Raw genomic sequence first — 18975 nt, forward strand, 5'->3', positions numbered from 1 at the left:
GCCAGTGCTACGGTCGGGCATCCGAGATTCGCGAAGCGATTGTAGGGAGATCTTTGAGCCACGCCGACCCGTTTCCGCTCGAGCCGACACCGATTCACGTACCCGATGCGGTGCTCGCCGATCTGCGGCAGCGGCTCGCGCTGACGCGCTGGCCCGAGGATGTGGGCAATGACGACCGCTACTACGGCGTAGACCGCGGTTACCTGCAAGAACTCGTCGAATACTGGCAGCACGAATACGACTGGCGCAGGGCCGAAGCCGCGATCAACGCCTATGACAACTACCTCGTCGACGTCGATGGCGTTCCGGTGCATTTCCTGCGCAAACCCGGTGTCGGCCCGAATCCGATACCGCTGATCCTCACCCACGGCTGGCCGTGGACGTTCTGGCACTGGTCCAAGGTCATCGATCCGCTCGCCGATCCCGGTGCGTACGGTGGCGATCCCGCCGACGCCTTCGATGTGATCGTGCCGTCTTTCCCCGGTTTCGGCTTCTCCAGTCCGCTGTCCAAGCATCCGGATATGAACTTCTGGAAGGTCGCCGACCTCTGGCACACCCTCATGACCGAAACCCTCGGCTATCCGAAATACGCCGCAGCGGGGTGCGATGTCGGCGCGTTGGTCACCGGTCAGCTCGGCCACAAATACGCCGATGAGCTGTACGCCATCCACATCGGTTCGGGCCAGAAGCTGACGCTGTTCGAGGGTGACCGAGGCTGGGACATCACCGGCGGGCGTCCGATTCCGGACGGCCTGCCCAAGGATGTCTACGACCGAATCATCGAGCTGGAGCGCCGTTTCGGCGTCCACCTCGCGGCGCACGTCCTCGAACCGAGCACCTTGGCCTTCGGCCTCTCCGATTCACCCGCGGGCATGCTCGCCTGGATACTCCAGCGCTGGATGGCATGGAGCGACGACGGCGGCGATATCGAAACCGTCTTCACCAAGGACGATCTGCTCACCCACGCGATGATCTACTGGGCCAACAACTCCATCGGCACCTCGATCCGCACTTACGCCAATAACAACCGCTACCCCTGGACCCCGTCCCACGACCGCAACCCCGTCATCGAGGCCCCCACCGGTATCACTTTCGTCGGCTACGAGAATCCACCCGGCGTCACCACCGCCGGCCGCGTCGAGCACTTCCGCGCCGGCGACCGCGGCCCCTGGTACAACCACGTCAATCTCACCGCCCACGACCAAGGCGGCCACTTCATCCCCTGGGAAATCCCGGACCTCTGGACTCGGGACCTCCGCCGCACCTTCCGCGGCCGCCGCTAGGCGGGGGCTTGTAAAGCCGGGAACCAGATGTCGGTGAGGACTTCGGCGGCCTGGTCGGCGGAGACATCGATGGTGCCCTGCATGGCCCAGCGGGTGAAGAAGCGTTCCAGTTGGGCGACAAGGAGTTCGACGCGTAGGCGCGCCTCGTCGTGACGGTCTTCGGGCCAACGGGCGAGGTAGGAGGTCATGGCATTGGGCAGAGCCAGGATGCCGCGGCGGGCGATTTCGCGGAATTCCGGTTCCAGTGCGGTGGCCTCGTCCCAGGCGGGCAGCAGGTCCTTGTATTCGTGGAACCAGGCGATGGCGCGGGTCACCCAGTCCACGAATTCCGCGCGGGAGCCGGTGTCGAGTACCCGGTCCAAATCCTCGTAGAAGTGCAGTGCGGTCGGCGCGGTGCTCTGTTCGGCAATAGCGCGCAGTATCTCGAGCTTGCTGCTGAAGTGCAGGTAGAAGGTGGCGCGGCTGCAGCCGACGGCGGCGGCGATGTCGTCGACCCGGACCGCCGCATAACCCCGTTCGGTGAACAGCGCCTTGGCGCCGTCCATCAGTCTGGCGCGGGTCTGCAGCTTCTGTTCGTCGCGCAGGCTCAGTCCGGGCGGGTTCGACTTGGTCGGCATGGTAGACATCCTGTCATTCACTAGACACTGCGTCTAGTCAGTGCTAATTTGTTGCCTACGTCACTCCACGTGCCGCAGGCGGCGCGGGATGGTTCGCCGCACCGGATCCGGTGCCGCCCACGTGACGGCAATCCTTCGGACGAGGACTACGGAATTGACTCACAGCAATCTGCCCCGGGTATGCGTCATCGGCGCGGGCCCCTCCGGAATCACCGCCGCAAAACGCCTGCAGGACTTCGACATTCCCTTCGAGGTCTTCGAGGCGAGCGATGAGGTCGGCGGCAATTGGTATTTCAAGAATCCCAATGGGATGTCTGCCTGCTACCAGTCGCTGCATATCGACACCAGCAAGTTCCGGCTCGCCTTCGAGGACTATCCGGCGCCCGCGGAGTGGCCGGACTTCCCGCACCATTCGCAACTGTTCCAGTACTTCAAGGATTACGTCGACCATTTCGGCTTCCGCGACAAGATCCTGTTCGATACCAAGGTCACCGCGGCCGAGCGGCAGGACGACGGCAGCTGGCTGGTCACCGCGAGCGATGGCCGCACCCGGGCCTACGACGTGCTGATCGTCTGCAATGGCCACCACTGGGATCCGCGCGTTCCGGACTATCCGGGCGAATTCGACGGCGTGCTGATCCACAGTCACGCCTACAACGATCCGTTCGATCCGGTGGATATGCGCGGTAAGAAGGTCGTGGTGGTCGGCATGGGCAATTCCGGTCTGGATATCGCCTCGGAACTGTCACAGCGCTTCGTCGCCGAGAAGCTCACCGTTTCCGCGCGCCGCGGGGTCTGGGTGCTGCCGAAGTATGTGAACGGCAAGGTCGGCGACAAACAGAGTGTGCCGCCGTGGATTCCGCGCAAGGTCAGCCTGAAGCTCAAGCAGCGCTTCGTGCGCAAGTTCCGCGGCGATATGGAGTTCTACGGACTGCCGAAACCGGATCACAAACCGTTCGAGGCACATCCGTCGGCGAGTGAAGAGTTCCTGCATCGCGCGGGCTGCGGCGATATCGCCTTCAAACCGGCCATTACCGCGCTCGAGGGGCCGCAGGTGCGCTTCGCCGACGGCAGCACCGAGGAGGTGGACGTCATCGTCTGCGCCACCGGCTATCACATCAGCTTCCCGTTCTTCTCGGATCCGACGCTGGTGCCGGACGAGCAGAACCGCATCCCGCTGTTCAAGCAGATGATGAAGCCGGGTGTGGACAATCTGTTCTACCTCGGCCTGGCCCAACCGCTGCCGACGCTGGTGAATTTCGCCGAACAGCAGAGCAAGTTGGTCGCGGCCTATCTGACGGGCAAGTACCTGCCGCCGTCGGAGGCGGCGATGAATGCCGAGATCGAGGGGGCCGAACAGCGCCGCAGCGGACGGTATTACAACTCGCCCCGGCATACGATTCAGGTCGAGTTCGAGCCCTATGTGCGCGATATGAACCGGGAAATGGCAAGGGGGGCAAAGCGAGCCGCCGCCGCTGGCAATGCGTTGCCGGTGCCCGCCAGAGCACTCGAGAACGCGTGAGGGCCACCCGATGACGACATCAGGATTCTGTGCCGACGAATTCGCCGGTGTGCGAAAGGAATTGGCTGACCAGATCGCCTCGGGTGCGGAACTCGGGGCATCGATCTGCGTGACCGTCGACGGCGAACCGGTCGTCGATATCTGGGGTGGGCACCGCGATCTCGAGCAGACCGTGCCGTGGACCGAGGACACCCTGGTCAACGTCTTCTCCATCAGCAAGACCATGACCGCGCTGTCGGCGCTGCTGCTGGTGGACCGCGGCGAGCTGGATGTGCAGCAGAAGGTCGCGCACTATTGGCCGGAATTCGCCGCGAATGGCAAGGGCGATATCGAGGTTCGCCATCTGCTCGGCCACACCTCCGGAGTCTCGGGTTGGGAGCGGCCGATCGAGCTGGCCGATATCTACGATGCCGAGGCGGCGAGCGCGCGGCTCGCGACCCAGCCGCCGTGGTGGGAGCCGGGCACCGCATCGGGCTATCACGCGCTGAACTACGGGCATCTGGTCGGCGAGGTGATCCGTCGAATTACGGGCCGCACTCTTGGCCACTTCTTCGCCGAAGAACTCGCCGGACCGCTCGGTGCCGATTTCCATATCGGCACCGCACCCGAAAATCATCACCGCATCGCACCACTCGTCCCGCCGCCGCTGCTGGAATTCGATATGGCCGCGCTCGATCAAGACAGCATCCTGGTCAAGACGCTCACCAGTCCTCTGCTCGATATTCCGGAGGCCAATAGTGCCGCATGGCGGCAGGCCGAGATCGGCGCGGTGAACGGGCACGGCAATGCGCACTCGGTGGCGGCGGTGCAGTCGCTGGTCGCCTGCGGTGGCGAGCTGCGTGGCCGAAGGTTGTTGTCGGAGAAGACAATCGATTTGATCTTCGAACAGCAGTCCGACGGTGCGGATCTGGCGCTGCTGCTGCCGCTGCGCTTCGGTCTCGGTTACGGACTCCCCCAATCGCAGACCGCGCCGGAGGTACCCGACGGGAAGGTCTGCTGGTGGGCCGGATTCGGCGGCGCCATCGTGGTCAACGATCTCGATCATCGAGTCACCTTCGCCTACACCATGAACAAGATGGCACCGGGACTCATCGGCTCCGATCGTGCGAATGCCTATCTGCGCGCGGTATTTTCGGTGGTGCGCGGATGATGCGAGCATTGCAGCTCACCGAACCCGGTGTGCTCGAACTGCGCAAGGTCGCGGTGCCCGCGATCGGGCCGACGGATCTGCTGCTGCGCGTCGGTGCGGCGGGTATCTGCCATTCCGATCTGCATGTGCTGCATATTCCGTTCAAAATGCGCGAAGATCCGCTGACGCTCGGGCATGAGATCGCGGGCACCATCGAGGCGGTCGGCGGCGATGTCGACGGTCGGGCGGTCGGTGAGCGGGGGATCGTCTACCTGTGCTGGTCCTGTGGTGTCTGCCGAGAGTGTGTGAGCGGCAATGAGAATGTCTGTCTCGCCGCCGGACGTACCGCCATGCCGCCGTGTCCGGGGCTCGGCCCGGACGGTGGCATGGCCGAGTACATCCGCATTCCCGCAAGCGCTTTCGTACCCATCGGGGACCTGGATTTCCTGCAGGCGGCACCGCTGGCCGATGCGGCCCTGTCCAGCTATCACGCCATCGACGGCGCGCGAGAGCAGTTGTACCCCGGTTCGGTCGCGGTGGTCATCGGCATCGGCGGACTCGGCCATGTCGCGGTACAGGTCCTCACCGCGATCAGCGCCACGCGGGTGATCGCCGTTGATGTGAACGAGGACAAACTCGCTCTGGCCGCCCGCTGCGGTGCGGCCGAGGGCCTGCTCGCCGGTGCCGATACCGCGCGCGAAATCCTGGACCGCACCGGCGGCCGCGGGGCCGACGCGGTCTTCGACTTCGTCGGTGTCGATGCGACCGCCAGGCTGGCGGTGGAATCGGTTGCCCCCAATGGCGCGTACCGGATGATCGGACTCGGTGGCGGCGCACCGGAAATCACCGCTGGACCGGCCGGCGGTCCCGGCTGGCCGTGGGGCGCTTCGATCCGAAAGTCATACGGCGGCACCAAATCCGACCTGATCAACTCCGTTGCCCTGGCCCAGTCCGGCCGCCTCACCGTTGAAATCGAACGCTTCGATCTGGCGGACGGCCGCGCAGCCCTCGACCGACTGGAGCGCGGGCTCATCACCGGCCGCGCCGTTTTGGTGCCCTGAACCTATAAGGAAGCCTTCCATGACAAAGCCTTTCGATCCACAGGCATTGGCCGCACAGGCCGTGGCGCGGCTGACCGGCCCCGGCGGGCCATTCGAGATGACAGTCGAAGATGTACTCGGCGCGCCGATTCCGGTGATCAAGGACCGGGTCCACTCTTTGCGCGAAGTGCTCGCGGGTTCGATCGCACTGGGTGATCGCGACTACCTGGTCACCGAGGATCGGCGAATGTCCTATGCCGAGCACGCTGCCGCGGTCGGCGCGTTGGCTCGTGCGCTGCGGGACCGATACGGCGTCCAAAAGGGCGATCGGATCGGCATTCTCGCGGCCAACACCCCCGAATGGGTCGTGGCGTTCTGGGCCGCACAGACGCTCGGTGCGATCGCGGTCGGCTACAACGCCTGGTGGATGCCGCGCGAAATCGCCTACGGCCTGGAACACACCAGCCCCGCGGTCCTGATCGTCGATGCGAAACGCGCGGGACAGGTGGCGCAGCTGGACGTCCGGGTCCCCGTGCTCACCATGGAGCACGACCTGCCCGCGCTGATCGCCGAATTCCGCGACGGCGAGCTACCAGCTACTCCGGTGGACGAGGACGACCCCGCGGTCATCCTCTACACCAGCGGCACCAGCGGCCGCCCCAAGGGTGCGGTGCATTCGCATCGAAACCTGGTGGCGGTCATCGACTATCACCGTTTCAACGACGCACTCGCCGCCGCCTTCCAGGGCCGCGTCGACGACGGCAGTCCGAAGGGGCGCCGCTTCCTGCTCACCTCCCCGCTGTTCCACATCGCCAGCCTGCACAACCTGGTGCTGCCGCGCATGGTGACCGGCGATACCGCCGTCATCTACCAGGGCGCGTTCGATGCCGAGCGGATACTGCGGCTGATCGAACGGGAGCGGATCAGCAACTGGGGTGCGATGCCGACCATGGCGAGTCGCCTGCTCGAAGTGGATCTGTCGAAGTACGATCTGACCTCGCTGGCCGCCTTCTCGCTCAACTCGGCGCCGTCCTCGGCCGCACTGCAACAGCAACTGCGCGAACAACTTCCGGTTGCCAAGACCGCGCTGGTGACCAGCTACGGCATGACCGAGTGCAGTACCGCGGCGACCATTGCCGCACCGGCCGAACTCGCTGCCTTCCCGGATACCGTCGGCCGCCCGGTGATCGGGGTCGACCTGCAGATCCGCGATGCGCTCGGCGAACCCGTCGGCGAGGGCGTCGAGGGTGAGATCTGGGTGCGCAGCCCCTATGTGATGCTCGGCTATTGGGCAGACGAGGCCGCAACCGCAGCTGCGATCACCTCCGAGCGCTGGTTGCGCACCGGCGATATCGGTGTCCTGGAGCAGGGCCGACTCCGATTGTCCGGCAGGCGTTCTGATCTCATCCTGCGCGGTGGCGAGAATGTCTACCCGACCGAGGTCGAGCAGTGCCTGGACGAACATCCCGCGGTGCGCGAATCAGCCGTCGTCGGGCTGCCCGATGAGGATCTCGGCCAGGTGGTCGCGGCACTGGTTGTCGTCGAGAATGCTTCCACCACAACGGAACAGGAACTGGCCGAATTTGCGAAGCAGCGCATCGCGTACTACAAGGTGCCCGCAAAGTGGCGAATCACCACAACGCCCCTGACCCGCAATGCGACCGGCAAGGTCGTGCGCGCCGGGATCGCCGAGACCCTATCCGACTCCGCAGCGGAGTGAAGTCATGTACGACACGATTATCAAAGGCGGACGGTGGTTCGACGGCACCGGCTCACCGTCGGCCATCCGCCATCTCGGAATTCGGGAAGGTTCGATAGCCACAGTTTCGGCCGAACCGCTCGACGAGGCCGACTGCCCGCAGGTCATCGATGCCGCCGGGAAATGGGTGATACCCGGCATGATCGATATCCACACCCACTACGACGTCGAGGTGCTACAGAGTCCGGCGCTGGCCGAATCCATCCGGCACGGCATCACCACCGTGCTGCTCGGGTCGTGCTCGCTGTCGACGGTGCACGTCGATGCCTCGGACGCCGGTGATCTGTTCGGCCGGGTGGAGGCCATTCCGCGCAAACACGTGATCGCGGCAATGACCGAAATCAAGTCCTGGACTTCGGCGCACGAATATGTCGAGGCGCTGGAGGCGCTCCCGCTCGGACCGAACCTGGCCGCCTTCATCGGACATTCCGATATCCGGGCCGCCGAGATGGGACTGGATCGCGCCACCCGCAAGGAGATTCGGCCGACAGATGCCGAATTGGCCGCCATGGCAGCGAAACTCGATGAGGCGTTGGATGCGGGTTTCGTCGGCATGTCCTCCCAACAGTTGCTCTTCGACAAGCTCGACGGTGAGGTCTGCCGATCACGCACCCTGCCCTCGACCTATGCGACCACCCGAGAACGTCGCAGGCTGAATGCCATCCTGCGGCGTCGCGGCCGCGCACTACAGGGCGGTCCGGATGTGGCCCGGCCGCAAAGTCTCGTCGCGATGGCGGCGAGCAGCCTCGGCATCTTCCGCAAACCGCTCAAGGTCAGCCTGCTGTCCGCGGCCGATATCAAGGCGATTCCCGCTGTCGCCCAGATCTTTCCGTTGATTGCGCGGGTGATCGATCGGCTGGGCGGCGACTTCCGCTGGCAGCATCTGCCTGTGCCGTTCGAGGTCTACTCCGACGGTATCGATCTGCCGGTTTTCGAGGAATTCGGCTCGGGCGCGGCGGCACTGCACCTGTCCAACCAGTTGGAGCAGCGCCGGGAGCTACTGCGCGACGAAGGTTATCGACGCCGGTTCCGCAAGGATTACGACAAGAAGTTCGGGCCGCGGGTGTGGCATCGCGATTTCTTCGACGCCGAAATCGTGGAATGCCCGGACGCTGCGGTGATCGGCAAGACCTTCGGTCAGGTCGGGCAGGATCGCGGTGGCCTGCATCCGGTGGACGCATTCCTGGACCTGGTCGTCGAATACGGTGGCAAAGTGCGTTGGCGCACAACCATTTCCAATCATCGGCCGCAGGTGCTCGACAAATTTGCCGCCGATCCCGGTGTGCAACTCGGCTTCTCGGATGCGGGCGCGCATCTGCGGAATATGGCCTTCTACAACTTCGGACTGCGGTTCCTGCGCAGGGTGTACGACGCCGAGCGCGCCGGCCGGCCATTCCTGTCCCTCGAACGTGCGGTGCATCGCATCACCGGTGAACTCGCTGACTGGTACGGCATCGACGCGGGCCACCTGCGTCCCGGCGACCGCGCCGATCTGGTCGTGATCGATCCTGCCCAGCTGGACGAGACCGTCGAGGCGTACGCCGAAGCCCCGATCGCCGTATTCGACAACCTGTCGCGCATGGTCAACCGCAATGACGCGACGGTGGTCGCGGTGCTCGTCGGCGGGGAGTATGTCTTCGGCGGGGGCGTGGCGGAACCGGTCCTCGGTGTCCGCCGCACGGGTCGCTTCCTCCGGGCGGGCGCCTGACGTGGCCGTACCGACCGCCCGCTGGACAATTCGCTTCGCGGCCGGATACCCGCTACCTTGAGCGTTAGTGGCGAACACAGGTGTTCGCCTATCCACTCGCAAGGAGGCGACGTGGCGATCTTCACGCATCGCGGTCGGGATGTTGTCTATGACCGCATCGGCAGCGGCGCACCGGTCATCCTGCTGCACAATGCGGGCGCCCAGCGCCACATCTGGGACGACCAGGTCGGCGAATTGCGGCACGAGCACGAGGTATTCGCGCTGGATCTGCCCGGTTACGGCGAATCCGACCAACCCGCGGACGGCTATCGCCTCGCCGATTACGTGAGCATGCTCGAGACCTTCCTGGCCGAACAGGAACTCACCGATGTCGTGCTGATCGGCAACTGCCTGGGGGCCGCCACCTCACTGCGCTACACGATGACGCATCCGGACAACGTGCGCGCTGTGGTGCTGTGCAACCCCCTGACCTGGAACACCATGCGCGCCGGACGCCAGTCCGGACTGGCCTGGGTCGATGCCAGACTCCCGCTGGCGCCGGTGGCCCGCAGGGTGGCGCTGCCGGATGCGGTGATCTCCCGGATCGTCGCCGACCAACTCGGCGCGAACGGGCGGCGGCGCGATCTACACCACTCGCCGCGTCTCATGGCGCATTGGGGCGATAAGGGCCGGTTGCAGGCGCTGCACGGCCTGGTGCAGGACTTCCCGACCTATGCCGACCTCGATGTTTTCACCCCCGGCCCCGGATTCCCGCCGATCTGCACCATCTGGGGCGAGCAGAACCGCATCCTGTCGGCCCGCGCCGGCGCCCGACTCGACGACACACTGCATCCGCACACCCGAATTCGGCTCACGGAATGCGGTCACCTGCCTATGGTGGAGGATCCAGAGACCGTAACGAACATCATCACCACCTTTCTGTCCAGTCCGGAGGTACGGCCGTTCGGCGTGACGGAACACCCGGTCAAACCTTGATTCCGGGTGTTGATCTTGTTGTTTGACGGCGCCGAACGCGGTTACCCGAACCTCAGCCATCGAGGAAAGGGACGTTATGTTGCTACGCCGATTTGCCCGACCACTGCTGGCGAGCGCGTTCGTCGCCGATGGGGTCGACGCGCTGGTCCACCCCGAGCCGCGCACCCAAGCGGCATCGGCCCTGGTCCAGCAGGGACAGCAGTCGCTGCCCGACAATATCGCCGCGAAATTGCCATCGGATCCGGGGACGTTCGTGCGGATCAATGCGCTCACCCAGGTCTCGGCCGGTGTGCTGCTTGCCCTCGGTAAGTTTCCGCGCCTGGCCTCGCTCACACTGGCCGCGACGGTGATTCCCGCGACGGTCACCGAACAGGATTTCTGGGCGGAGAAGGATCCCGAACGCAAGGCGGCCAAGCGCAAAGCCTTCCTCAAGGATGTGAGTCTGCTCGGCGGTCTGATGATCGCCAGCGCGGATACCGAGGGCAGGCCGTCACTCGGCTGGCGGGGGCGACGTGCCGCGAGCAATGCCACCGCGGCGGTTTCGGCCGCATTGCCGTTCACCGCAACGGATTCGGCCACCGGCGACGCATTGCGCCGCCGTGCGCACGATGCCGCGGTGCGGGCTCGCGAACTCGGCGATGTCGCGCAGGAGCGGGGGTCCGATATCGCGGAGACGGTCAAGGAACACGGTCCGGAATGGGCCGAGCTGGCCAAGGAACGCGGTACGAAGTGGGCCGAGAAGGCGGCGGAACTCGCGGAGCTCGCCAAGGAGCGCGGGCCGGAAATCGCTGCGGCGGCGCGGGAGCGCAGTGTGCACCTCGCGGAGCTCGCCAAGGAACGCGGCCCGGAACTCACTTCGACCGCACGCGAACGCGGCACCGAACTCACGGGCAAAGCACAGAAACGTAGCGCACGGTGGGCCGAGAAGGCCCAGCACCGCGGCATCGAGCTCACGGAGCTCGCCAAGGAACGCGGGCCCGGAATCGCCTCGACCGCACGGGAACGCGGCGCGCACCTCGCCGAAATAGCCCAGCACCGCGGCACCGAGATCGCGGAAATAGCCCAGCACCGCGGTGCCGAGATCGCCGAAATGGCCCAGCACCGCGCCGCCGAGATCGCCGAACTCGCCAGGGAACGCGGGCCGGAACTCGCCTCGACCGCACGCGTACGCCGTGCCGAACTCTCGAAAAAGGCGCAGAAGCGCGGCGCACGGTTGGCCAAGAAGGCGGAGCGCCGTGCGAAGAAGGCACAGCCGCGGGTCGACAGGGCCCTGCGCCGTCTCGACAAGGCTGAGGAGCGGGCGGCACTGGCACAGGAACGGATCGCGAACGCGCGTGCCCGCGTGGAGGCGCGGTTCCGCTGAATCACGCGGACCCTACACCGGGGCGGCACATCCCGGTGTGGGGTCCGCGAGCGCCGCGGCCAAGGAGCCGACGCGGCGGAAGTTCGTGGCGAGTCCGGTGAGCTCGATGGCCCGATCGACACAGCGCACCGTGGTGATCAAAACCATTCGGCGGTCGGCCTTTTCGGCCGCCGCCTGAGCCTCGATCAGGGTCGCCAGTCCGGCGGCGGCGAAGAAGGTGACCGGGGACAGGTCGACGACCATGATCGAGCCCCGAGAACCGAAGGCGCGCAATAGTTTGTCCCGTAGTCGCGGCGCGGTCCACAGATCGACCTCGCCCGCGACGACCACCAGCGTGACATCGCCACGCGGATGGCTCACTGTGAATTGGATGATTCGAGCTCCGGGCACGGTCGAAATATCGACGCGCTCACCGTGTCCCGTTTTGTCACGGTCAGCGGGTCTACCTGCCGGATAAGCGAAATGGGTCGACATGCGCTGGCTCCTGCGGTCCGGTCGGACCCTGTCACACAAGTCAAGCAGGGTCGGCCGGGTCTGTACAGGGATCCTGCGCGTCACACGGTAACGGATGCGAAAAATTTCCGGGAACCAAGGCGCGGCACCGTACGACTAAGTATTCATGCAGTACACAGCACTGCGGATGCGCTCCACCGAAACCGGCGAGCGCACCGGGATGCCCATGAAACGTGCAGCGGTGCTGGCCATGGCCGCTGGCACCATCGCTGTCACCGGATGTTCGACCACAGTCACCGAATCCGCGACCACCGCACCTGCCGCCGCGACCGATGGCGTCACGAAATATCCCGTCACCGTGGAGAACTGCGGTAAGAGCTACACCTTCACCGAGACACCGAAGCGGGTCGTGGTGATGAACGGCGGTTCGATCGGCGAGGTTTCGTCGCTGGTCGCGCTCGGTGTCGCGGACCGTGTCGTCGCCAATGCCCAGTCTTACGGCTCCTCCGATGTGTCCGGTCGCGCCGATGCCATCGCGGCCCTGCCGACCGGCGGTATCACGCCGAACAACCTGCAGGACATCCCCCGCGAGGCCATGCTCGCCCAGCATGCCGATCTCGTCATCTCCACCGGAGGTGGCGGGTTCTCCGCCGATCAGGGTTTCGCCACCCGCGCCGAGCTGTCCAGTGCGGGTGCCAATACCTATGTGCCCCGGGCCAATTGCGGTGTGACCGGCGCGCTCACCGGCACGCCTACCATCGAGGACAGCTACGCCATGCTGCGTGATTTCGGCACGATCTTCGATGTATCCGGCCGTGCCGAAAGGCTCATCGAAGACACCGAGCGCAAGGTCGCCGAGACGTCCGCACGGGTGGCCGGACAGCCCAAGAAGAATGTGTTGCTCATCTTCCCGGGGATGGGTATGGGCGATGGGGGCGACTTTTCGGCCATTGCGGCGGGCGGCATCTGGAACGACATTATCGACAAGGCCGATGCGGTGAATCCGTTCAACCGCACGGACGGGACCACTTTCGTGACGATCAGCAAGGAACAGCTGGCCGTCACCCCGATCGACGGGCTCATCGTGGTCGACTACCGCAATCCCGATATCGATGGCGCGGCCAAGCGGATCCTGGAGCAGTTCCCGCAGTGGAACGCGAGCAAGCACACCAACTACACGGTGCTCTCGGATTCGATCTACCTCGGTCCGAGCAATGCCATCGCGGTCGACAAGATCGCCAGACTCGTACACCCCGAACAGTTCTCATGACGAGTACGCTTCGACGGCCACGGTCATCGGCGACGACACCCCTGCCCATCGCGATTGCCGTCTCGCTGGCAATTCTGTTCGTTGTCATGCTGGTGTCCATCGGCGCGGGATCGGTCACGGTCTCGATCGCCGATACCTGCCGAGTCATCCTCGCCCACTTATCCAACAGGTCACCGGATGTCGGGTTCACCGTCGACCAGATCGTCTGGAACTATCGCCTGCCCCGGGTCATCCTCGCCGCACTCTGCGGCTGCGGCCTGGCGATTTCGGGCGTAATTCTGCAAGCGCTGGTGAATAATTCCCTCGCCGACCCGTATGTGCTCGGTTTGTCCTCCGGCGCCTCGCTCGGTGCGGTGACCGTAATCGTCACCGCGGGTGCGGCACTCGGCGGTATCGGCGTTTCGGCCGCCGCTTTCATCGGCGCAATCGGCACAGCCGCAGTGGTTTTCGCGCTCGGACAGCGGCGCGGCAGCCTGGCTCCGACCCGCCTGGTGCTGGCCGGTGTCGCCGTCGGATACCTATTGCTGGCGGCGACGAACTACCTCCAGCTGCGTGCCACCCCGAACGAGCTTCGCGCGGTGATGTTCTGGACCATGGGCAGTGTCTCCGGCGCGAGTTGGTCCCGACTCGGACCGGTGACGCTGGTAATCCTCGTGGTCGTGACCGTCGTGCTGGCCTTCGGCCGTCGCCTCAATGTGCTCGGCACCGGCGATGAACAGGCGACCGCGCTCGGCGTCGACGTTCGCACCACCCGGATCATCCTGCTGGTCCTGGCCTCCCTGTTGACCGGCGTGCTGATCGCGGTGGCAGGCGGAATCGGCTTCGTAGGCTTGATGATTCCGCATCTGATACGTCTGGCCTTCGGCATGGACCACCGTCGGGTACTCCCCCTTGCCGCTCTGCTCGGCGCGGCATACCTGGTCCTGGTCGACCTGCTGTCGCGAACCATCGACGCCCCCAACGAACTTCCGCTCGGCATCTTCACCGCCGCCTTCGGCGCGCCGTTCTTCCTCTGGCTACTCCGGCGCGAAGGAGGCCCCGCATGACCGGGCACCCCGCCCATACACCGGGCACCCCGCGCACTGGGTGCCCGGTGGAGACACAGGGTGCCGGAATAGCCGAGTTGTCGGTGGTGGGGGTGACGATCGCATTCGGGGGCGCGCAGGTGCTGGATGGGGTGACGTTGCAGGCGCCGCCAGGGGCGTTCGTCGGGGTGGTGGGGCCGAATGGGAGCGGTAAGACGACGCTGTTGCGCACCATCTATCGCTCGCTGCGGCCGGAGCAGGGCATGGTGCTGATCGACGGCACCGATATCAGTGCGATGTCGGTGCGTACGGCGGCGCGCACCACGGCTGCGGTGCTCCAGAATGGGTCGGGCGCACCGGAATTGACGGTTGCCGAGCTGATCGGGCTCGGTCGTAATCCGCATCATGCGCTGTTCAGCCGGGATACCGCCGCCGATCATGCGGCGGTCGCGGATGCCATGGCGCGCACCGGTGTCACCGACTACGCCGAACGTCCGATCGGCTCGCTATCGGGTGGTGAGCGTCAGCGAGTGCTGCTGGCCAGGGCACTCGCACAGCAACCGCGCCTGCTCGTCCTCGACGAACTGACCAACCATCTCGACGTGCGCGCCCGATTCGAACTGCTCGATCTGGTCCGCTCGACCGGCATCACGACGCTGGCCGTGCTGCATGAATTGGATCTGGCGGTGCGCTGCTGCGATCAGCTGGTCGTGCTCGACCACGGCAAGGTCGTCGCGGCGGGTGCGGTGCTCGAGGTCATGACCCCCGAGCTGCTGCGGAACGTCTTCGGTGTCAATGCCACTGCCGAGCTACACGATGACGGCGTTGTCCGATTACGCTACGCCGCAGAGCCTTTGGCCGCTCGCCAAGCAGCCACTCCCGGTATGGATTCGTACTGACCGGAAGCCCGAAGTCAGCCGTTCCCACTTTACCGGCAATCCGATTGCGCTACGCCGCAAAGCCTTTAGCCGCCGGCTGCACAGCCGCTCCCCGCTGGAGATTCATAGTCAGCGGAAGCCGGAAGTCAGCCGTTCGCGCGGCCGCCTACCGACGACCGATTGCATCACAGCCTTCGGCAGCCCGCGAAACAGCCACTTCCCGTCGAGGTTTCGCACCCAGCGGAGGCCGTCAGCCGTTCGCGCGGCGCTTACCGCCGAAGCGCGTTGCGGCGACGAGGTCTTCGCGCGCGCGTGCCACCCGAGAACGCACCGTGCCCACCGGACACCCACACACCGCCGCCGCCTCGGCATACGACAACCCGAGCACCTGCGTCAGCACCAATGCCTCGCGCCGCTCCACGGACAAGTCCTCGAGCATCAGCTCGAGCTCTACGATGTCGGCGAGCCCATCGTGCCGACCCACCTGACGGTCGGCCGCCGCCACCCAATCGACACCCTGCGCGATACGCGGCCGGGCCACAGCCATCCGCACCTGATCGACGACGACGCGGCGCGCGATGGACAGCAACCAGGTTCGAGCGCTGGAACGACCCTCGAAGCGCTTGATGCTGCCCAGCGCGCGCAGATAGGTCTCCTGCGTCAGATCGTCGGCACGCGACAGCTCGGTGAGATGGGCCAACAACCGCCAGACATCCTTCTGGGTGGCCCGGATAAAGGCTTCCAGGGCTCGTCGATCCCCACGCGCCGCCGCGAGTGCCAGCTGAGTCGTCTCGTCATCCTCGGCGGGAGTCGGCATGGGGTCGACAATAACCCGTGCGCGACCGCGGGAACTTTGTGGTGCCGGCAGCCGACAAACTGGACGTGGAGTGCAAGGTATGCCGGACCGCGCTGTCGGCCCGGATCGATGGCGAACGCGAAACCGTGCCCGCGGTACGCGTCGACGAACACCTGGAACAGTGCGCGGAGTGCTGTTCCTGGTACGCGGCCGCCGTGGAAACCTCGCGCCTGCTGCGCGGTGGTTCGGGATACGCACCCGACCTCACCGACGCCATTTTCGCCGCCGCCGATTTGGAGCGACCACGCACATCACGGTGGCGGACATCACTTTCCGGGGTCGGCTTATCCGAGTCGACCAGGCTGCTGCTCGGCCTGCTCGGTGTCGCGCAGTGCGCGCTGGCGATCGGTCAGTTCGCCGGATTCGACTTCGGTATGACCCACCATCACGGCGCCGAAATGACCCGGCACCTGATGAACGAGTCGACGGCATGGAGCCTGGCGATCGGCATCGGATTCATCTACTGCGCACTGCGGCCCTACGCCACCTCCGGTGTGCTCCCGGTGCTCGGTGTGCTGGTGACAGCGCTCACCGCCTTTGTCATCGGTGATCTGTATTCGGGTGTCGTGCCGGTTTCCCGGGTGCTCTCGCACGGCATTCTGGTCGCCGCGCTGGTGCTGGTCGTGGTGGTGCATCGCACCCGACGACCGGAAACCTCACCGCCGGCCCGGACCAGCAATCCCGCGCGCACCGAACTCGTTCTGCCGCCCGGCGCGCGATTCGGCCGCCGCGCCGACCATCTCCGCTCGACCCGAGATCCTGCCGCCTGAGACCGAACGGAATCGAATGAACACAGCATTGCGCAGCGATTCGATGACGAGTGGCGGTCGGGCGGCGGGTGGGCCCGATCTCGCCACCCGTCCCGAGGCTGCGACCACCCGCATTTCGCTCGCGGTATCCGGAATGACCTGTGCCGCATGCGCGAACCGAGTGGAGCGCAAGCTCAACAAGGTCGACGGCGTACTCGCCTCGGTGAACTACGCGACCGGCGTCGCCACCATCGATGCGGCCGAGGACATTTCAGCCGATCAGCTCTGCGCCGAGGTGGTCGCGGCCGGCTATGGCGCAGAGCCGAGAACCGATAGCACCGGCCCCATATCGTCCGCCCCCGAGGAAGCGGCGGTCCGGGATCTGTTCCGCCGCTTGGTCCTCGCGCTACTGCTGTTCTTCCCCCTCGCCGATCTGTCGGTGATGTTCGCAATGGTCCCGGCCACCAGGATCACCGGCTGGCAGATCATCCTGACCGTGCTGGCGCTGCCCGTTGTGGTGTGGGCGGCCGCGCCATTCCATCGAAAGGCCTTGGCGGGCGCGAAGAATTTCACCGCCAGCATGGACACCCTGGTATCCGTCGGCGTGACGACCGCGACGCTGTGGTCGCTGGACACCATGTTCCTGCACGCGGACCGGACCGACATCCCGGACGGCGTTTGGGACGCGTTCTGGTCCGGCGATTCGATCTATCTCGAAGCCGCCGCGGGCGTCACCACATTCGTACTCGCCGGACGGTATTTCGAGGCCAAGGCCAAGCGTTCGGCGGGCAGTGCATTGCGGGCGCTCGCCGCGCTCGGCGCCCGCGAGGTCACGGTGCTGACTCGCGGCAATCGCGAAATGCGGGTCCCCATCGGCGAACTCGTCGAGGGACAGCGATTCGTGGTGCGTCCCGGTGAGACCATCGCCACCGACGGCCTCGTGGTTTCCGGCGAGTCGAGCGTAGATGCCAGCGCCATGACCGGAGAATCCATTCCGGTCGAGGTGACCGAGGGGATGGCGGTGATCGGCGGCACCACCGCACTCACCGGTCGGCTGATCGTGGAGGCGGCCGCGGTGGGCACGGATACGAAGCTCTCCGGCATGATCCGATTGGTCGAGCAGGCGCAGACCGGGAAGGCGCGCATGCAACGCGTGGCCGACCGGGTCTCTTCGGTCTTCGTGCCGTTCGTCTTCGCCGTGGCGGCAGGCACTTTCGCAACCTGGTGGCTGCTCGGTTCCGGTGTGGACCGGGCTGCCACGCCCGCCCTTGCGGTGCTCGTGGTCGCGTGTCCGTGCGCGCTGGGGCTGGCGATTCCGACGGCGCTGATGGTGGCCTCCGGGCGCGGTGCGCAACTGGGCATCTTCATCAAGGGACATCAGGCGCTCGAGGCCACTCGCGATGTGGACACGGTGGTGCTGGACAAGACCGGCACCGTCACCAATGGCGTGATGAGCGTCGTCGGGGTGACCGTGACGGATTCAGTGACCGAGGACGAGATATTGCGATTGGCGGGGGCGGTAGAGGCGGCCTCTGAACACGCCGTCGCCGCAGCCATCACCCGGCACGCGAATGCGGTGCTCGACGAACTGCCGGAGGTCGAATCCTTCACAGCGCTACCGGGTTTGGGTGCGCTCGGTCTGGTGGCGGGTCGCGAGGTAATGGTCGGCCGCCTGCGCCTGCTGAACGATCGCGGTATCGCTGTACCGCAGACACTGAGTCGTGCTGTGCACCGTGCGGAACGCGCGGGACGCACCGTGGTGCTCGTGGTGATCGACGGTGCGGCCCGCGCGATGATCGCGGTCGCCGATACCGTGAAGGACACCGCCGCCGATGCCATCGCCCGACTGCATGCACTCGGTCTGCGCGTCATGATGTTCACCGGTGACAACGCCTACGCCGCCCAATCGGTCGCGGATGAGATCGGCATCGATGAGGTTGTCGCCGAACTGCTTCCGGAAGGCAAGGTCGAATTGATCGCCCGCATGCAGGAGCAGGGGCGCCGGATCGTCATGGTCGGCGACGGCATCAATGACGGCGCCGCGCTGGCCACCGCCGACCTCGGGATGGCCATCGGGGCGGGTACCGATGTCGCGATCGCGGCCGCCGATGTCATTTTGGTCCGCGACGATCTCGCGGCCGTTGCCGATGCCATCGAACTCGCGCACGCCACCCTGCGCACCATCAAGGGAAATCTGGTGTGGGCCTTCGGTTACAACGTGGTCGCCATCCCGGTGGCCGTACTCGGCCTGCTGAATCCGTTGATCGCCGGTGCGGCCATGGCGTTCTCGTCGTTCTTCGTGGTCTCGAACAGCCTGCGGCTGCGGCGGGTTCGGTTCGCGCGCTGAA

16 protein-coding genes are annotated in these 18975 nt (G+C 65.7%); 13 read left to right on the forward strand and 3 right to left on the reverse strand.

Going from position 1 to position 18975, the window contains the following annotated elements:
- Positions 1–53 precede the first annotated feature (53 nt).
- Positions 54–1283: an epoxide hydrolase family protein gene (locus ON44_RS25465; RefSeq protein ID WP_040694472.1), complete on the forward strand. Its 1230-nt coding sequence runs from the start codon at positions 54–56 to the stop codon at positions 1281–1283.
- Here the strand turns inward: ON44_RS25465 and ON44_RS25470 are convergent.
- Positions 1280–1900, reverse strand: a complete 621-nt coding sequence (locus ON44_RS25470) for a TetR/AcrR family transcriptional regulator (RefSeq protein ID WP_040694478.1) — start codon at positions 1898–1900, stop codon at positions 1280–1282. The genes ON44_RS25465 and ON44_RS25470 overlap by 4 nt on opposite strands.
- A gap of 154 nt (positions 1901–2054) precedes the next feature.
- Here ON44_RS25470 and ON44_RS25475 point away from each other — a divergent pair, with 154 nt between their 5' ends.
- The 7 genes from ON44_RS25475 to ON44_RS25505 all read left to right on the forward strand — a co-directional run bounded on the left by ON44_RS25475 (position 2055) and on the right by ON44_RS25505 (position 11396).
- Positions 2055–3422 (forward strand): flavin-containing monooxygenase, encoded by a 1368-nt coding sequence (locus ON44_RS25475; protein ID WP_245567329.1) that lies wholly within the window; start codon positions 2055–2057, stop codon positions 3420–3422.
- 10 nt (positions 3423–3432) lie between these two features.
- Entirely contained in the window at positions 3433–4572 is a 1140-nt protein-coding gene (locus tag ON44_RS25480) for an EstA family serine hydrolase (protein WP_040694481.1), read from the forward strand.
- Entirely contained in the window at positions 4572–5612 is a 1041-nt protein-coding gene (locus ON44_RS25485; RefSeq protein WP_040694484.1) for an NAD(P)-dependent alcohol dehydrogenase, read from the forward strand. Before ON44_RS25480 ends, ON44_RS25485 begins: the two co-directional genes overlap by 1 nt.
- 19 nt (positions 5613–5631) lie before the next feature.
- On the forward strand, positions 5632–7311 hold the full coding sequence (gene casG, locus ON44_RS25490; protein ID WP_040694486.1) for a steroid-24-oyl-CoA synthetase: 1680 nt from the start codon (positions 5632–5634) through the stop codon (positions 7309–7311).
- 4 nt (positions 7312–7315) lie between these two features.
- Positions 7316–9058, forward strand: a complete 1743-nt coding sequence (locus ON44_RS25495) for an N-acyl-D-amino-acid deacylase family protein (RefSeq protein ID WP_040694491.1) — start codon at positions 7316–7318, stop codon at positions 9056–9058.
- Between the two features lie 111 nt (positions 9059–9169).
- Entirely contained in the window at positions 9170–10033 is an 864-nt protein-coding gene (locus ON44_RS25500; RefSeq protein WP_040694493.1) for an alpha/beta fold hydrolase, read from the forward strand.
- A gap of 76 nt (positions 10034–10109) precedes the next feature.
- Entirely contained in the window at positions 10110–11396 is a 1287-nt protein-coding gene (locus ON44_RS25505; RefSeq protein ID WP_040694496.1) for a DoxX family protein, read from the forward strand.
- A gap of 12 nt (positions 11397–11408) precedes the next feature.
- Here ON44_RS25505 and ON44_RS25510 read toward each other — a convergent pair whose 3' ends face one another.
- Positions 11409–11870: an STAS domain-containing protein gene (locus tag ON44_RS25510; RefSeq protein WP_083898141.1), complete on the reverse strand. Its 462-nt coding sequence runs from the start codon at positions 11868–11870 to the stop codon at positions 11409–11411.
- Between the two features lie 145 nt (positions 11871–12015).
- Between ON44_RS25510 and ON44_RS25515 the strand changes: the two genes are divergently transcribed.
- From ON44_RS25515 to ON44_RS25525, 3 genes are read left to right on the forward strand one after another with little or no spacing between them, the layout of a single operon-like run.
- Entirely contained in the window at positions 12016–13119 is a 1104-nt protein-coding gene (locus tag ON44_RS25515) for an ABC transporter substrate-binding protein (protein ID WP_245567330.1), read from the forward strand.
- Positions 13116–14165 (forward strand): FecCD family ABC transporter permease, encoded by a 1050-nt coding sequence (locus tag ON44_RS25520; protein WP_083898142.1) that lies wholly within the window; start codon positions 13116–13118, stop codon positions 14163–14165. The genes ON44_RS25515 and ON44_RS25520 overlap by 4 nt, the downstream gene beginning before the upstream one ends.
- Positions 14162–15043 carry an ABC transporter ATP-binding protein gene (locus ON44_RS25525; protein WP_083898143.1) on the forward strand — a complete coding sequence of 294 codons (882 nt, stop codon included), beginning with the start codon at positions 14162–14164 and terminating at the stop codon, positions 15041–15043. Before ON44_RS25520 ends, ON44_RS25525 begins: the two co-directional genes overlap by 4 nt.
- A 229-nt stretch (positions 15044–15272) precedes the next feature.
- Here the strand turns inward: ON44_RS25525 and sigC are convergent, their stop codons facing one another.
- Entirely contained in the window at positions 15273–15839 is a 567-nt protein-coding gene (gene sigC / locus ON44_RS25530) for an RNA polymerase sigma factor SigC (protein ID WP_040694502.1), read from the reverse strand.
- A gap of 41 nt (positions 15840–15880) precedes the next feature.
- On the opposite strand from sigC, the gene ON44_RS25535 reads away from it, so the two are divergent.
- Together ON44_RS25535 and ON44_RS25540 are read left to right on the forward strand one after the other, a co-directional pair.
- Positions 15881–16648 (forward strand): zf-HC2 domain-containing protein, encoded by a 768-nt coding sequence (locus ON44_RS25535; protein ID WP_157187320.1) that lies wholly within the window; start codon positions 15881–15883, stop codon positions 16646–16648.
- Positions 16649–16664: 16 nt separating this feature from the next.
- Entirely contained in the window at positions 16665–18974 is a 2310-nt protein-coding gene (locus ON44_RS25540) for a heavy metal translocating P-type ATPase (protein WP_245567331.1), read from the forward strand.
- Position 18975 lies beyond the last annotated feature (1 nt).

The sequence above is a fragment of the Nocardia vinacea NBRC 16497 genome, assembly GCF_000308835.1.
Lineage (GTDB): Bacteria > Actinomycetota > Actinomycetes > Mycobacteriales > Mycobacteriaceae > Nocardia > Nocardia vinacea.

Excerpts from the sequence above, each read along its gene's own strand:
- ON44_RS25470 (WP_040694478.1), bottom strand. The coding sequence starts at position 1,900 with ATGCCGACCAAGTCGAACCCGCCCGGACTGAGCCTGCGCGACGAACAG.
- ON44_RS25480 (WP_040694481.1), top strand. The coding sequence starts at position 3,433 with ATGACGACATCAGGATTCTGTGCCGACGAATTCGCCGGTGTGCGAAAG.
- ON44_RS25485 (WP_040694484.1), top strand. The coding sequence starts at position 4,572 with ATGCGAGCATTGCAGCTCACCGAACCCGGTGTGCTCGAACTGCGCAAG.
- casG (WP_040694486.1), top strand. The coding sequence starts at position 5,632 with ATGACAAAGCCTTTCGATCCACAGGCATTGGCCGCACAGGCCGTGGCG.
- ON44_RS25495 (WP_040694491.1), top strand. The coding sequence starts at position 7,316 with ATGTACGACACGATTATCAAAGGCGGACGGTGGTTCGACGGCACCGGC.
- ON44_RS25505 (WP_040694496.1), top strand. The coding sequence starts at position 10,110 with ATGTTGCTACGCCGATTTGCCCGACCACTGCTGGCGAGCGCGTTCGTC.
- ON44_RS25510 (WP_083898141.1), bottom strand. The coding sequence starts at position 11,870 with ATGTCGACCCATTTCGCTTATCCGGCAGGTAGACCCGCTGACCGTGAC.
- ON44_RS25515 (WP_245567330.1), top strand. The coding sequence starts at position 12,016 with ATGCAGTACACAGCACTGCGGATGCGCTCCACCGAAACCGGCGAGCGC.
- ON44_RS25520 (WP_083898142.1), top strand. The coding sequence starts at position 13,116 with ATGACGAGTACGCTTCGACGGCCACGGTCATCGGCGACGACACCCCTG.
- ON44_RS25525 (WP_083898143.1), top strand. The coding sequence starts at position 14,162 with ATGACCGGGCACCCCGCCCATACACCGGGCACCCCGCGCACTGGGTGC.
- sigC (WP_040694502.1), bottom strand. The coding sequence starts at position 15,839 with ATGCCGACTCCCGCCGAGGATGACGAGACGACTCAGCTGGCACTCGCG.
- ON44_RS25540 (WP_245567331.1), top strand. The coding sequence starts at position 16,665 with ATGAACACAGCATTGCGCAGCGATTCGATGACGAGTGGCGGTCGGGCG.